General features: G+C 69.1%; 11 protein-coding genes and 1 tRNA gene. 7 read left to right on the forward strand and 5 right to left on the reverse strand.

Features of this window, described 5'->3' with window-relative positions; translation table 11 throughout:
- Positions 1-161: 161 nt before the first annotated feature.
- Entirely contained in the window at positions 162-728 is a 567-nt protein-coding gene (locus ACK5KK_RS05740; protein ID WP_416889133.1) for a helix-hairpin-helix domain-containing protein, read from the reverse strand.
- 212 nt (positions 729-940) lie between these two features.
- On the opposite strand from ACK5KK_RS05740, the gene ACK5KK_RS05745 reads away from it, so the two are divergent.
- On the forward strand, positions 941-2,140 hold the full coding sequence (locus ACK5KK_RS05745; RefSeq protein ID WP_416889134.1) for a mechanosensitive ion channel: 1,200 nt from the start codon (positions 941-943) through the stop codon (positions 2,138-2,140).
- Positions 2,141-2,206: 66 nt separating this feature from the next.
- Here the strand turns inward: ACK5KK_RS05745 and leuS are convergent, their stop codons facing one another.
- A complete protein-coding gene (gene leuS, locus ACK5KK_RS05750; RefSeq protein ID WP_416889135.1) occupies positions 2,207-4,795 on the reverse strand; it encodes a leucine--tRNA ligase in 2,589 nt (862 codons plus the stop codon).
- A gap of 72 nt (positions 4,796-4,867) precedes the next feature.
- Positions 4,868-6,151, reverse strand: a complete 1,284-nt coding sequence (locus ACK5KK_RS05755; protein WP_416889136.1) for an anthranilate synthase component I family protein — start codon at positions 6,149-6,151, stop codon at positions 4,868-4,870.
- A 75-nt stretch (positions 6,152-6,226) separates the two neighbouring features.
- Between ACK5KK_RS05755 and ACK5KK_RS05760 the strand changes: the two genes are divergently transcribed.
- The 3 genes from ACK5KK_RS05760 to ACK5KK_RS05770 are packed head-to-tail and all read left to right on the forward strand — an operon-like array spanning position 6,227 to position 8,682.
- The gene (locus tag ACK5KK_RS05760; RefSeq protein WP_416889137.1) at positions 6,227-6,910 is read left to right on the forward strand and encodes a DedA family protein; all 684 of its coding nucleotides are present in this window, start codon (positions 6,227-6,229) and stop codon (positions 6,908-6,910) included.
- Positions 6,911-6,915: 5 nt separating this feature from the next.
- Positions 6,916-7,944 carry an App1 family protein gene (locus ACK5KK_RS05765; protein WP_416889138.1) on the forward strand — a complete coding sequence of 343 codons (1,029 nt, stop codon included), beginning with the start codon at positions 6,916-6,918 and terminating at the stop codon, positions 7,942-7,944.
- 24 nt (positions 7,945-7,968) lie between these two features.
- Entirely contained in the window at positions 7,969-8,682 is a 714-nt protein-coding gene (locus tag ACK5KK_RS05770; RefSeq protein ID WP_416889139.1) for an SOS response-associated peptidase, read from the forward strand.
- A gap of 54 nt (positions 8,683-8,736) precedes the next feature.
- Here ACK5KK_RS05770 and nagE read toward each other — a convergent pair whose 3' ends face one another.
- The gene (gene nagE, locus ACK5KK_RS05775; protein ID WP_416889140.1) at positions 8,737-10,692 is read right to left on the reverse strand and encodes an N-acetylglucosamine-specific PTS transporter subunit IIBC; all 1,956 of its coding nucleotides are present in this window, start codon (positions 10,690-10,692) and stop codon (positions 8,737-8,739) included.
- Positions 10,693-10,792: 100 nt separating this feature from the next.
- On the opposite strand from nagE, the gene ACK5KK_RS05780 reads away from it, so the two are divergent.
- Together ACK5KK_RS05780 and ACK5KK_RS05785 are read left to right on the forward strand one after the other, a co-directional pair.
- Positions 10,793-10,874, forward strand: a tRNA-Leu gene (locus ACK5KK_RS05780).
- A 46-nt stretch (positions 10,875-10,920) separates the two neighbouring features.
- A complete protein-coding gene (locus ACK5KK_RS05785) occupies positions 10,921-11,742 on the forward strand; it encodes a DedA family protein (protein WP_416889141.1) in 822 nt (273 codons plus the stop codon).
- A 3-nt stretch (positions 11,743-11,745) separates the two neighbouring features.
- On the opposite strand, the gene ACK5KK_RS05790 is transcribed toward ACK5KK_RS05785, so the two are convergent.
- A complete protein-coding gene (locus ACK5KK_RS05790) occupies positions 11,746-12,549 on the reverse strand; it encodes a Ku protein (RefSeq protein WP_416889142.1) in 804 nt (267 codons plus the stop codon).
- A 66-nt stretch (positions 12,550-12,615) separates the two neighbouring features.
- On the opposite strand from ACK5KK_RS05790, the gene ligD reads away from it, so the two are divergent.
- Positions 12,616-14,835: non-homologous end-joining DNA ligase (gene ligD, locus ACK5KK_RS05795; protein ID WP_416889143.1), on the forward strand; the 2,220-nt coding region annotated here is incomplete at its 3' end.

A 14,835-nucleotide genomic window follows, 5' to 3' on the forward strand; every position in this document is an offset into this window, starting at 1 on the left:
CCGCAGCGCCCGGGCCGCCGCCAGCAGCGCCGCCGACGCCACCGCCGCTGCACCCGCCCATGCCCACGCCCCGTCGGGACCGGTGACGGTGAGACCGGCCAGGAGCCAGCCGATGACCGCGACGGGGACGAGACGGGCGTCACGGCGCCGCATTCTGCGATTCACAGCACCGCCAGCTCACGCAGTCCGGCCAGCACCTTCTCGCCGATTCCCGGCACCGCGAGAAGATCGTCGACGCTCGTGAACGGCCCGTTCTCGGTGCGCCACGCGATGATCCGCGCGGCCAGCGCGGGACCGATCCCGGGCAGCCGCTGCAACGCCGCCGCGTCCGAGGTGTTGATGCTGACGCGGCCGTCGGCAGCCTCCGGCCGCGTCTCCCCGTGCGCCGTCACGTGCACCTGTTCCCCATCCGACAACGGTCGCGCGAGGTTGACGGCGGCGGGGTCCGCGTCGTCGGTGAAGCCCCCGGCGAGCGCGATCGCATCCACCAGTCGCGCGCCCGCCTCCAGCCGGTAGAGGCCGGGGGCCTCGACGGCGCCCGCGATATGGACATAGATCGTGCCCGTCACGGCCGGAGTCGCCGTGACCGGGACGTCCACGACGACCGGGCTGTCGGCGGCGCTGCGCACGGCGCCGACCACGACGGCGATGGCCGCGACCACCAGCACCGCCGTCAGCGCCGCACCGACACCGAATCGGCGCGGCGTGCTCGACCCGGCGCTCCCCATCGCCCCAGCGTGTCAGCGCTCGGAGATCCCCGGGAGCGGAAGGCCAGGTCAGTGGAGAAGCCGTGCGCGATCACCGGTGGGGAGGCGGCGACGAGGGTGACCGCGCACGCACCGAACCTTGAACCTGGGAATTCCATGAGTATGGTCGTAGCGGGGAGGTCGCTGACGTCCTCCCGTGTGCACCCCACACCACATCCCAGATTGGAATCATCATGTATCTCGACTCCATCAATTGGAGCGCGATCCTGCTCAATGTCGTGCTGGCCATTGTGATCCTCCTCGCCACGTGGCTGCTGGCCGGCCTCGTGAAGTCGCTGCTGACCAAGGGGCTGTCCCGCATCACGGTGCTGCAGCGCACCTCCGACAACGGAAAGACCATCGCCGCCTCGCTCGCCAGCATCGGCTCGCTGCTGGTATGGCTGTTCGGCCTGATCGCGGTTCTCAACCTGTTCAACCTGACCGGCGTCCTCACCCCGATCCAGCAACTGCTCAACGGGATCATGGGCTACCTGCCGAACATCCTGGGCGCGGGCATCATCTTCTTCCTGGGCCTTGTGGTCGCCAAGATCGTCCGCGACCTGACCGTCACGGCGCTGCAGACCGTCAACGCCGACCGTTGGCTGAGAAGGCTCGGACAGAAGACCGAGTCCGCCATCTCCGAGGGCGTCGACGGCGACGCGGTCCCGCAGACGGCGAACACGCTCAGCCTGTCGAAGGTGCTCGGTCAGCTGCTGTTCGCGGCGATCCTTGTCGTAGTGTCCATCGCCGCGCTGCAGGTGCTCAACATCCAGGCGATCTCGCAACCGGCCACGACCATGCTGGAGACGATCCTCAACGCCATCCCGGCGATCATCGGTGCCGGCATCCTGCTGACCCTCGGCGTGTTCATCGCGCGCTTCGTCGCCTCCCTATTGGCGGGAACGCTGCGCGGCACCGGGTTCAACGCGTTCATCGCGAAGCTCGGTTTCGAGCCGAAGGGCCGCGACGCGGCGGGTATCCTCGGCCTCATCGTCACGGTCGCCATCGTGCTGTTCTTCGCGATCGCGGCGACCCGGATGCTCGGTTTCCCCGAGATCACCGCGATGCTCGACTCCATCCTGGTGCTCACCGGGCGGATCATGTTCGGCGGCGTCGTGATCGCGGCGGGCGTTTTCGTCGCGGGCCTGCTGGCCAAGATGGTCAGCAACGCGTCGGTCGGTAGCGTCGTGCGGTGGGGCACCATCATCCTGTTCGTGGCGATGGGCCTGAAGTTCATGGGCGTGGCCGACTCGATCGTCAACCTGGCTTTCGGCGCGCTGGTCGTTGGCGCTGCCGCCGCCGCAGCGCTGGCGTTCGGCCTGGGTGGCCGCGACGCCGCCGCACGCGAACTGAAGGAACTTCAGGACCGCAAGGCGGCCAACAAGTCCTCCTAGGACCACCGCAACGCGTATGGGGCGGCGCCGAGCTCATCGGTGCTGCCCCATACGCGTGCGAGCCCGCTACGACGTGGTGAAGCTGACGACCTTGGGGGCACGCACCACCGCGCGGGTGATCGCGCGATCGCCGAGCGCGCGGAGCACCTTCTCGTCGCCGCGCGCGAGCGCTTCGAGCTCGTCCGAGGAGATCTTCGCCGGCACGCTCAGGGTGCTGCGGACCTTTCCGTCGATCTGCACGACCGCGGTGACCGACTCTTCGACCAAGAGCGTCGTATCGGGGGCGCGCCACGGCACCAGCCCGACGAAGCCGTCGTAGCCGAGAATCTCCCACATCTCCTCCGCCGTGTGCGGAGCGACCAGATCCAGCACCATCGCGACCGCCTCGACCGCTTCGCGCACGGCGGGATCGGCCGGGCCGGGACCGGAGTCGACCGCCTTGCGGGTGGCGTTGACCAGTTCCATCAACCGGGCCACGACGACGTTGAACTTGGTCTGCTCGACCAGACCCGGAGCGTCCGCCCACAGGTGGTGGGTCATCCGGCGCAGGGCGACGTCGCCGTCTTTCCAGACCACGTCGGTGGGGCTGTCCACGTCGCGCGCGAGCCGCCATGCGCGCGCCAGGAACTTCTGCGCACCGGCGGTCGACACGTCCTCCCAGTGGATGTCGTCTTCGACGGGGCCGGCGAAGGCGATCGCGACGCGCACCGCGTCGGCGCCCGGGTCGGCCATGCTCGCGGCGAATTCGACCAGGTTTCCCTTGCTCTTGCTCATCTTCGAGCCGTCCAGCAGCACCATGCCCTGGTTCACCAGGCTCGAGAAGGGCTCGGTGAAGTCGATGAGGCCCATGTCGTAGAGCACCTTGGTGATGAACCGCGCATACAGCAGGTGCAAGATGGCGTGCTCGACACCGCCGATGTAGGAGTCCACCGGCGCCCAGCGGTCGGCTTCCGCGGCAGGGAACGCCTGCGTCGAGTCCTGCGCGGCCAGGAACCGCAGGAAGTACCACGAGCTGTCGACGAACGTGTCCATCGTGTCGGCGTCGCGCAGCGCAGGCTCGCCGGTCGCGGGGTCGGTCGTCTGCATCCATTCCGAGGCGGCCCCCAGCGGGGAGGTGCCCTTGGGCGCCAGGTCGAGCCCCTGCGCGTCCGGCAGGGTCAGCGGCAGCTGATCGTCGGGGACCGGGACGATCCTCCCGTCGGCGGTGTGGATCATCGGAATCGGGGTGCCCCAGAAGCGCTGCCGCGAGATGAGCCAATCGCGCAGGCGATACGACTTCGCGGCACGCCCGGCGCCGGTCGCTTCGAGCTCGTCGATCACGCGAGTGATCGCGTTGCGCTTGGAGAGACCGTCGAGCGATCCGGAGTTGATCATCCGACCGTCCTCGATCAGGGCGGTTCCGGTGCGCGCCGGATCGAGGTCCTGCAGGGACGGATCGTCGCCGTGCGGGTCGATCGGCACGCCGTCGTCGTCCAGCTCGATCACCGGAATTGCTCCCGTGATCGGCGCGGTGGTGTCCACGACCACCCGGATCGGCAGACCGAACGCACGGGCGAAGTCGAGGTCGCGCTGGTCGTGTGCGGGAACGGCCATGACAGCGCCGTGACCGTAGTCGGCCAGGACGTAGTCGGCGGCCCAGATCGGCAGTCGGTCGCCGTTGATCGGGTTGATCGCGTACCGGTCCAGGAACACGCCCGTCTTGGGACGGTCGGTGCTCTGTCGTTCGATCTCGGTCTCCCGCTGCACGGAGTCGAGGTAGTCGCCGAACTCGGCCTGCACCTCGGGCGTGGAGCCGCCGGCCAGCTCGGCCGCCAGGTCACTGTCGGGGGCGACGACCATGAAGGTCGCCCCGTGGAGCGTGTCGGGCCGAGTGGAGAAGACCGTCACCTTCTCGGCGTGGCCCTCGATCTCGAAGTCGATGTCAGCGCCGACGGAGCGGCCGATCCAGTTGCGCTGCATCCGGATGACCTTCTGCGGCCAGAACCCTTCCAACTGGTTCAGGTCATCGAGCAGCCGATCGGCGTAGTCGGTGATCTTGAAAAACCACTGCGTGAGCTTCTTTTTGACCACCACGGCGCCGCTACGGTCGGACGTGCCATCGGGCAGCACCTGCTCGTTGGCGAGCACGGTCTGGTCGACCGGGTCCCAGTTGACCAGTGCGTCTTTGCGGTACGCGAGGCCCCGCTCATACAGGCGCTGGAAGAGCCACTGGTTCCAGCGATAGTACCCCGGGTCGCTGGTGTGGAGCACGCGCGACCAGTCGTACGATGTGCCGAAGTTCTTCAGACTCGCCTTCTGCTGGGCGATGTTCGTGTAGGTCCACTCGCGCGGGTCGGCGCCGCGCTGGATCGCCGCGTTCTCGGCGGGCAGACCGAAGCTGTCCCACCCGATCGGATTGAGCACGTTGTAGCCGCGGTGACGCCAGAACCGGGCGACGGCGTCGACGTACGCGTAGTTCTCGGCGTGCCCCATGTGCATGTCGCCGGACGGATACGGGAACATCCCCAGCACGTACTTGCGCGGGCGGGTGTCATCCGCGCCACCTGCCCGGAACGGATCCGCCTCGGCCCATCGTGCCTGCCACTTGCGCTGGATCGCGTACGCGTCGAACGCGGCGGGTTCCTGTGGCGTGGCGGGATCGGGAGTAGTCGTCATGGGCACAGGGAACCAATCTTGAAAGGACGCGGGAACCGGGGCGGGTGCTTCCAGGTTACCGGAGGGGAGTGGTCACCAGCCGGGGGGAAGCGACGCACCGATCGCGCCGAGCGGACCGCGTGCCTTGATCCCCACCTCGGCGACCTCCTCACGCGCGATCGACCCCCAGGTGATCCCCCCACCGGCCCCGACATAGGCGCCGTACGGGTCGCAAACGATCGTGCGGATCGTCATCGCCAGATCGACGGCCCCGTCGTCTCCGATCCAGCCGAAGCACCCCGCGAACACCCCCCGCGATGCCCCTTCCAGCCGGTACAGGATCGTCATCGCCGACAGCTTGGGTGCGCCGGTCATGCTGCCCGCCGGGAATGCGGCGTCGAGCACGTCGCCGATCGTGGTCCCCGCGCGCAGGCACCCCGCGACGGTGCTCACCAGCTGGTGGACGGCGGGATAGGACTCGACCGCCAGCAGACGCTCGACCGTGACGGTGCCGGGGTCACACACCCGCTGCAGGTCGTTGCGCATCAGGTCGACGATCATGACGTTCTCGGCCTGCTCCTTGGGGCTCCGCCGAAGCTCACGCGCCAAGCCTGCATCCGCTTCCGCGCTCGCGCCTCGCGGCCGAGTGCCCTTGATGGGATGTGTGCGCACGACGCCGCCGGTGATGTCGAGGAACTTCTCCGGTGTCGCCGACGCGAGTGTCGTGTCGCCGCACCGCACGAATCCGCCGTGGTGAGACGGCGTCGCCTGCCGCAGCCGCACGTAGGCGCCGACGGGGTCGATCGGCCCGGCCACCCCGAACCGGGTCGTGAGGCACAGCTGATAGGCGTCGCCCTCCCGGATCGCGTCGCGGCAGGCTTCGACGAGCCCCGCGTAGGCGTCCGGCTGGTCGCGGCCGACGGCCTGCGTCGGCACCGGGTCGGGAACCGGCTCGGGTGTCGCGGCAGCCCACCGCGCCACCTCGGCGGCGAAGTCGACGACGCGGGCCGGCGGGGCGACCGCCCACATACGCCGCTGCGCGTGGTCGATCGCGACGAACTCGCCGACCTGCGTCCCGCGCGCGGCCCCCGGGACGGGCCGGGCGGGAGCGCCCGCGCGAGCCGCGGCGGCGTCGTAATCGATCCAGCCGATCCAGCCGCCCGAGAACGGACCCCACGCGTGCGCGTGCGCCGGTCCCACTGCACACGCCCGATCTCGCGGGACGGGCGCCCCGCTGCGTCCGATGCCGAGGTAGCTCCAGCCCTCGGTCGCGTGCGGGCCAGCATCCAGCCAGAACCCGCCGTCCGCCGCGGCCGGCCCGCCGCGGAACAGCGTCACCGGATCCACCCAGGGCAGCGGATGAGCGTTCACAGACACACATGACAGGGTAGAGGCTCCGTTCCCGGCACAGACACAGGATTCGCCCATGGGTGTGAGACGTAGTCTGAAGAAGTGAACGATGTCCTCTCCTGGCTCCTCGATGCCGTGCAGGGGGTCGACCCGGTGCTGCGGACGACGCTGGCCGGGGTCGCGATGATGCTGGAGACGAGCGTCCTGGTGGGCCTGATCGTGCCTGGGGACACGATCGTGATCGTCGCGGGGACCGCCGTCGGGTCGGTCGCCGAGGGGGTCGCTCTGGGCGCGACCGTCATCGTCGGGGCGCTCCTGGGTGAGAGCATCGGGTTCGCACTCGGCCGTTGGCTCGGTCCTCACATTCGCGCGTCGCGTCTGGGCCGTCGGCTGGGAGAACACAACTGGGCGCGGGCCGAGCGGTACCTGCGGCGTCGCGGCGGCGCCGCCATCTTCTTGTCGCGATTCCTCCCCGTGCTGCATTCGCTCGTTCCCCTCACCGTCGGGATGAGCGGATACTCGTACCGGCGCTTCCTGGCCTGGACCGCGCCGGCGTGCACCGTGTGGGCTGCACTGTACGTGTCCGCCTCCGCCGCGGCCGCGGGAACCTATCGGGAGCTCGCCGATCGGCTCCACTACGCCGGGTATCTGTTCGTCGGCGCCATCGTCGTGTTCCTTGTGCTCGTCTACCTCGTCAAGCGCGTCATCTGGGCCCGCGAAGCGCGCCATCTGCGCATCGACGACGACGTCGAACTGAGCGCTCCCCCCGACGACGTGCGAAACTGAGGGGGATGTCCCGATCGTCCCCGTCGGACGTGCTGTGGTTGGCACGGCTCGAGTACCGCCTGCACGCGTGGCGTGAGCGGCGTGCCCGCAAGCGCGGCCAGAGCCCCACGGTCGCCGCCTTCCCCGGCTACGGCGGCGCGGATTGGGTGCGCGTCGTGGGCCGGGTACTGATCGTTCCGCCCGTACGCACCCGCCACCGCGGCGAGTACGCGGGGGTGCGGGGGTGGCGGAGCTTCGCCGCGGTTCCGATCGGTTTCGCCCAGGTCGAGATCACGGTGGACGGCACGACGCACACGGTCGTCGCCGACCGCGGCGGAGTCATCGACACCGTGCTGCCGGCGACACTCCCGCCGGGGTGGCAGCCGATCACCATGTCGGTCGAAGGTGCCGAACCGGTGCAGACGCGCGTGTTCATCGTGGCCGCCGACGTCGAGTTCGGCGTGATCTCCGACATCGACGACACGGTGATGGTGACCGCGCTCCCCCGGCCTCTGGTCGCGGCGTGGAACTCGTTCGTCCTCGACGAGCACGCCCGTCAGCCGGTTCCGGGGATGGCAGTGCTTCTGGAGCGGCTCGTCCGCGACCGACCCGGCGCGCCGGTCGTCTATCTGTCCACCGGCGCCTGGAACGTCGCGCCGACGCTCGGCCGCTTCCTCCGCCGGCACTTGTTCCCGGCCGGAGCGCTGCTGCTGACCGATTGGGGGCCCACACACGACCGCCTCTTCCGCAGCGGGAGGGCACACAAGGAGGAGAACCTCCGCCGCCTCGCCGCCGAGTTCCCGCGCGTGAAGTGGATGCTGATCGGGGACGACGGACAGCACGACGACGCCTTGTACACCGCGTTCGCCGAAGAGTACCCGGGGCTCGTGGCGGCGGTCGCGATCCGGCGCCTGTCCCCCACCGAGGCCGTGCTCGCCGGTGGGCGCACGGCCGTGAATGACCACGGCGGCGCCGAGGTGCCCTGGGTCACCGGCGCCGACGGGGCAGAACTGCTGGAGCGGCTCACCGACGTGGGCGTGATCCCGCCCGACTGAACGCGGTCGCGTACTCTGGGAGGAATGTGCGGACGCTTCGTCGTGGCCAGCGCGGGATCAGAACTGGTCGGCGTCCTGCGGGTCGACCTCGTCGGCGACGACCTGCCGCGTCCCTCGTTCAACGTGGCGCCCACCGACCGGGTCGCCATCGTGCTGGACTCGGCCAAGACCGATCCGCCCACCCGACGCCTGGAGGCGGCGCGGTGGGGACTGGTACCCGCGTGGGCGAAGAGCCCCTCGCTGGGGGTGCGCGCCATCAACGCCCGGTCGGAGGCCGCCGCACACAAGCCGATGTTCCGGCGGGCCCTCGACGCGCGACGCGCGGTCGTGCCCGCCACCGGATATTACGAGTGGCGCAACGTCGACGGCACGAAGATGCCGTACTTCATCCACCCCGCCGACCGGTCGCCACTGCTGATGGCCGGGCTCTACGAGTGGTGGCAGGACGCCACCCGCCCCGATGACGACCCGGCTCGCTGGCTGCTCAGCTTCACCATCCTGACCTGCAGCGCGACCGACGGCTTGGCTGCTATCCATGACCGCATGCCGCTGTTCCTCGATCCCGGCCACGTCGACGCCTGGCTCGATGTCGCAGCAGACGACGTCGGCGATCTCCTCGATGCCGCCGTCGCCGCGGCCCCTGCGGTGGCCACCGGCGTGGAGGCGTACCCGGTGGATCGAGCCGTCGGGAACGTGCGCAACGACTCACCGCACCTCATCGACCCGGTCGGCGCCTGAGCGCGGCTCATCGTCGGCCGGCAACCGCGGCGGCCGGCCGACGATGTTCGGAGCTCAGCCGCGGAACTCCACGACCGCCGACTCGTTGTTGAGCACGACCACGGGGGTCACCGGCGACAGACCGGCCGCGCGGATGGCTTCGAGGTCGAATCGAAGCAGTGGCGCGCCCATCGCGACCTCGTCACCGGCGGTGACCATCGGCTCAAACCCCTCCCCCTCCATCGAGACCGTATCTATGCCGACGTGGACCAACAGTTCGGTCCCGTCAGCGAGCACCAGGCCGATGGCATGCCCTGTGGCGAACACGGAGCCGACGATTGCATCGGCCGGCGCGATCACCGTGTCGCCGGTCGGATCGATCGCCAGCCCGGGGCCCATCGTCCCCATCGCGAACATGGGATCGGGGACCTCGGCGAGCGGGATGACCCGCCCGGCGACGGGCTGGCGCAGGACCACGGTCGCCGCGCGCGTCACGGTCGTCGTGGCCGCCGCCGGCGGCGGATCCGCCACGGTGTGCACCCGCCCCGCGAGCACGTCCTCCATCGCGTCTTTGACGAACTGCACGTTCAGTCCGTAGACGACCTGTACCGAGTGCCGTCCCGCCTTCATGGTGCCCGCGGCACCGGCGGTCTTCAGCGCGGCCTCGTCGACCTTCGACACGTCGACGATCTCCATACGCAGGCGGGTGGCGCAGTTATCGAGCTCGCTGATGTTCTGCGCACCTCCCAGCGCGGCGATGAACGCGGCTGCCGTGGCGTGGTACCCGCTCCCACCACCGGCGGAGGTCTCCTCGATCACGTCGTCGTCCTCGCGGCCGGGGGTCTTGAGGTTGAACTTCCTGATGATGAAGTAGAAGGTCGCGAAGTAGACCAGGAACCAGAACACCCCCAGAGGGATGATGATCCACGGATTCTCCGCCATCGGATTGACCCAGCCCAGCGTGAGATCGATGAATCCGGCGGAGAATCCGAATCCCATTCGCACCGGGAGGAGCGTGGCGATGATCATCGAGATTCCGGTGAACACCGCGTGCACGACGTACAGCAGCGGCGCCACGAACAGGAACGCGAACTCCAACGGCTCGGTCACGCCGACCAGGAACGACGCGATCGACCCGGAGAGCATGAGCCCGTAGGTGACCTTCTTGCGGGTCGTCTTCGCCGTCAGGTACATCGCCAGCGCGGCGCCGGGCAACCCGAACATCATGATCGGGAAGAACCCCGTCATGTACTGCCCGGTCACACCGTACGTCCCGGTTCCGGCCAGGAAGTTGTTGAGGTCGTTGATCCCCGCCACGTCGAACCAGAACACGCTGTTGAGGGCGTGGTGGAGACCGAGCGGGATGAGCAATCGGTTGAGCATCCCGTAGATGCCGGTACCGATCGGCCCGAGGGTCACGACCCACTCACCGAAGGTGACCAGTCCGGAATAGACCACCGGCCACACGAACAGGAGGAACACCGCGAACACCAGCGAGATGCCCGCCGCCGCCAGAGCCACCGAGCGCTTGCCCGAGAAGAACGCCAGCGCGTTGGGCAGCTTGGTGTCTTTGAACTTGTTGTAGCACCACGCTCCGATGAGCCCGCAGGCGATGCCGACGAAGACGTTCTGGATCTTCCCGAACGCGGGATTGACGTCGGCGACGTCGGCGGCTCCGGTGAGAAGTCGTACCGTTTCGGGACTGAGGATGGCGGTCACCACCAGCCAGGAGACGAGCCCGGCCAGCGCCGATGTACCGTCCGATTTGTTGGCCATACCGATGGCGATGCCGATCGCGAACAACAGCGCCATATTGCCCAGCAGCGCGCCGCCCGCGGCGTTCAAGAACGAGCCGACGAGGTTGTCGCCGATCGTGGATTGCAGCCAGTAGCTGATGCCCATGAGGATTGCGGCCACCGGCAGCACCGCAACGGGCAGCATGATCGAACGACCAAGCCTTTGAAAGAATTTCACGACTACCTCCGGGGGGAAGGGGGCGGCAACATCGCCGTCCGATTGCAGGTTACCCACGCCGCAGGCTGCGCGGCAGGGGGGTCACCGGTCACGATGGACACGATTCGGGGTATCCCCCCAGAGTGCCGGCGGGGTACGTCGATAGAATTGACGCTCCGCGGGAGTGGTGAAATTGGCAGACACGCAGGATTTAGGTTCCTGTGCCCTCGGGCGTGTGGGTTCAAGTCCCACCTTCCGCACGGAGTGAGGCATCCGCCTCGATCTTCCTGCGACCCTGGGAATCTTGTGCTGCTCTCCGCCCTTCATGCCCCCGCCGCACTCATCCCGTGGCTCGATCCGGAGACGATCATCAGTGCCGCGGGACCGTGGGCCCTGCTGGTGGTGTGCTTCATCGTGTTCGCCGAGACCGGTCTGCTGGTCGGCTTTCTCCTTCCCGGCGACACGCTGCTGTTGATCGCCGGACTCCTGTCCCACTCGCAGCCGTACGCGCCGGACGGGGTGTTCGGCCTGGCCGTCTGGTGGGTGGCGTTGCTGATCGGGTTGGCCGCTTTCCTCGGCGGTGAGGTCGGGTATCTCATCGGGCACAAGGGCGGTCCCGCAATCTTCGAGCGCAAGGAGTCGGGCCTGTTCAGCAGCAAGAACGTGCGCCGCACCAACGCGTTCTTCCTCAAGTACGGCGGCCTGACGATCGTCATCGCCCGGTTCGTGCCCATCGTGCGCACGTTCGCACCGGTCGCCGCCGGCGTGGGCCATATGGCGCGCGGGCGGTACTCGTTCTACAACCTCGTCGGCGCGTTGATCTGGGGCGTCGGGCTGACGCTGTTCGGCTATCTCATCGGCTATATTCCGCCGGTGGCATGGTTCGTGCAGCAGTACATCGATCTCATTCTGCTGGGTGCTGTCGGCGGGACGGCCCTGGTGACGCTGTGGCACTATTTCAGCGAGCGCCGCAAGGCCCGCCGGGCGGAGGCAGCCGGGGAAGACGTGGTCACCGACCACGAAGAGGCCGAGGCGCTGGTCCTCGACGCCGACGTGTTCGATCGCGAGCCCGATTTCCGTCACCACGACGACTCGGGCTCCGGCACCACGGGCACCGACCCGAGCTGAGGCTCAGGACGCCGATGCCCTGGCGGCGCGGCTGCGCTCGACGCTGGCCCGTAGCGCGGCCATCAGGTCGATGACCTCACCGCCGTCGGACGGATCCCGCGTGCCGAAGGTCGCGGCGGTGTCGAACGCGTCGCCCTCGTCGAGTTTCGCATCGATCAGCGTGCGCAGTTCCCGCTGGTACTGGTCGGTGTACTGCGACGGATCGAAATCGCCGGAAAAGCTCTCCACGAGCGCGGCGGACAGTTCGAGCTCCTTCTCGGAGATCTTCACCGGCTCGTCGAGGGTGGAAAAGGCCGCGTGGCGCACCTCGTCGGCCCACAGCAGCGTCTGCAGCACCAGCACCTCGCCGCGGACCCGCAACGCCGCCAGCCGGGTCTTCTGGCGCAGCGAGAAACGCACGATGGCCGTCCGGTCGGTGCGCTCCAGGGTCTCACGAAGCAGCACGTAGGCCTTGGGTGACGCGGAGTCCGGTTCGAGGTAGTACGCCTTGTCGAGCGTGAGCAGGTCGATCTGATCGCTCGGGACGAACTCGACGACGTCGATCTCACGACTGCGTTCGGCCGGCAGCGACGCGAGGTCCGCCTTGGTGAGGACGACGGTCCGCTCACCGTCGTCGTACGCGCGGTCGATGTCGGCGAACGGAACGACCTCACCATCGATCTCGCAGATGCGTTGATAGCGGATGCGGCCGCCGTCGGCGGCGTGCACCTGATGAAGCGGCACGTCGTGGTCCTCGGTCGCCGAATACACCTTCACCGGCACGTTCACCAGCGCGAAGGTCAGCGCGCCCTTCCAGATCGCTCTCATCCTCCCAGTACACACCGTCGTGCGCGCCCACCGCCAGCCGCGCCACGGTCGTAATAGCCTGTCGCCATGGCCGAGGCACAGCTCGTCGAGGTGGACGGACACCGCCTCCGGGTGAGCAACCTCGACAAGGTGCTCTATCCGGGCGACGGCACCACGAAAGCGGAGGTGATCGACTACTACACTCGCGTCGCCCCCGCACTGCTCCCGGCGCTGCGCGGGCGACCCGTGACACGCAAGCGGTGGCCGGAAGGCACCGATGAGGTGCCCTTCTTCGCCAAGACGCTCGAACCCGGGGCCCCCGAGTGGATGCGCCGGTTCCCGATCGATCACTCCTCGGGCGCGAAGCTGTACCCCGTCGTGGAGGACCTCGCCGCGCTCGTCTACCTGGCCCAGGTCGCCAGTCTCGAACTCCACGTGCCGCAGTGGCGATTCGGCCCGCACGGCGGTCGCGACAACCCTGACCGGTTGGTCCTCGACCTCGATCCCGGCCCGGGTGTCGGCCTGCCCGAGTGCGCACAGGTGGCGGCATGGATCGGCGAGATCCTCACCGATCTGGGGATGGACCCGGTGCCGGTCACCAGTGGCAGCAAAGGTATCCACGTCTACGCCCCATTGGACGGCACCCGCTCCAGCGAGCAGATCTCCGCGTTCGCGAAGGAACTCGCGCGTCTCCTGGAAGCCGATCACCCGGACCTCGTCGTCAGCCACATGTCCAAGAGCGCGCGCCGCGGGAAGGTGTTCCTCGACTGGAGCCAGAACACCGGCGCGAAGACGACCATCTCCCCCTACTCGCTGCGCGGCGGCGCCCGCGCGAGCGTCGCGGCCCCCCGCACCTGGGCGGAGCTCGCCGACCCGGACCTGCGCCAGCTGTACCGCGAGGAGGTGGCCGCGCGCGTGGAGCGGGGGGACGATCCGCTCGCCGCGATCGCGCCCCGCGCACCGGAGCCGCTGCGGGCCTACCTCGACAAACGGGACCCCACTCGCACCCCAGAACCGATGCCGTCCGACCCCGCGGCGACACCCATCGGCGCCCAGGGACAGCGCTTCGTCGTCCAGGAGCATCACGCCCGGAACCTGCACTACGACCTGCGGCTGGAACGCGACGGCGTGCTGGTGAGCTGGGCCGTGCCTCGTGGCATCCCCACCGTCGGCGACCACAATCGGCTCGCCGTGATGACCGAACCGCACCCTCGGGAATACCTCACCTTCTCCGGAGCCATCCCGGACGGCGAATACGGCGCCGGGACCATGACGATCTGGGACACCGGCACCTACGAGACCGAGAAATGGCGTGACGACGAGGTCATCGTCACGCTCGCCGGGCGCCCGGGCGGCCCACTCGGGACCGCGCGAGTCGCCCTCATCCGCACCGACGGCGTGGGCGAGAAATCGTCGTGGCTGCTCCACCGGATGACGGCCCCGAACTCGTCCGCCCGCCGATCGGTGCCCGCGACCGCGCCGATCCACACCCCGATGCTCGCGGAGCCGTCGACACCGGCGCTTGCCCGTCGTGCCGCCGCCAGGTGGGGCGAGGACCCCTGGGTGGAGTTCAAGTGGGACGGGATCCGCGCGCTGGGGCGGTGGGACGGCCACCGGCTGCGACTGCGCGCGCGCAGCGGCACCGACATCACCGCCCGCTACCCCGAGCTGACGGCAGCGGACCTGGGTCTCCCCGACACGACGCTGGACCTCGATGGCGAGATCGTCGCGCTGGACGGTCGCGGTCGCCCGAGCTTCACCCGGCTGCAGAACCGGATGCACCTGACCAAGAGCCGGGAGATCGAGCGCGAGGCTGCGCGGACACCGGTCTCGTTCCTGCTCTTCGACCTGCTCCGCCTCGGCGACGCCGACCTCACCCAACACCCGCTCCGCGAGCGCCGCCGGCTGCTCGAGCAGGCGACCGCCGACGTCGCCGCGCCGGTGGTCGTGCCGCCCGTCGCCGACGATGTCGAGGTCGCACTGGCCGCGGCGCGTGAGCAGGAGCTGGAGGGCGTGGTCGTGAAGGATCCGCGTGCCCCGTATCGCGGCGGTGCGCGCAGCGGGCGGTGGCTGAAGGTGAAGCTCACGCACACCCAGGACGTGGTCATCGGCGGCATCCGCCCCGGTCGCGGGGAACGTTCCGGGACGATCGGTTCACTCCTGGTCGGCGTCGCCGACGACGAGGGACGGCTCCACTACGCCGGCCGGGTCGGCTCGGGGTTCACCGAGGCGGCACTGCGCCGCCTCGACGCGCTCCTCACCGGGCTGCGGGTGGACCGCAGCCCGTTCGCCGAGGTTCCCGCCGCC

Origin of the sequence: Microbacterium sp., assembly GCF_047972865.1 — a bacterium.
In the GTDB taxonomy this organism is placed as follows: Bacteria; Actinomycetota; Actinomycetes; order Actinomycetales; family Microbacteriaceae; genus Microbacterium.

What these genes read in the sequence shown, in the direction of transcription:
- ACK5KK_RS05790 (WP_416889142.1), bottom strand. Translation starts at nt 12,549, where the DNA reads ATGAGAGCGATCTGGAAGGGCGCGCTGACCTTCGCGCTGGTGAACGTG.
- ACK5KK_RS05745 (WP_416889134.1), top strand. Translation starts at nt 941, where the DNA reads ATGTATCTCGACTCCATCAATTGGAGCGCGATCCTGCTCAATGTCGTG.
- ACK5KK_RS05740 (WP_416889133.1), bottom strand. Translation starts at nt 728, where the DNA reads ATGGGGAGCGCCGGGTCGAGCACGCCGCGCCGATTCGGTGTCGGTGCG.
- ACK5KK_RS05765 (WP_416889138.1), top strand. Translation starts at nt 6,916, where the DNA reads ATGTCCCGATCGTCCCCGTCGGACGTGCTGTGGTTGGCACGGCTCGAG.
- leuS (WP_416889135.1), bottom strand. Translation starts at nt 4,795, where the DNA reads ATGACGACTACTCCCGATCCCGCCACGCCACAGGAACCCGCCGCGTTC.
- ACK5KK_RS05770 (WP_416889139.1), top strand. Translation starts at nt 7,969, where the DNA reads ATGTGCGGACGCTTCGTCGTGGCCAGCGCGGGATCAGAACTGGTCGGC.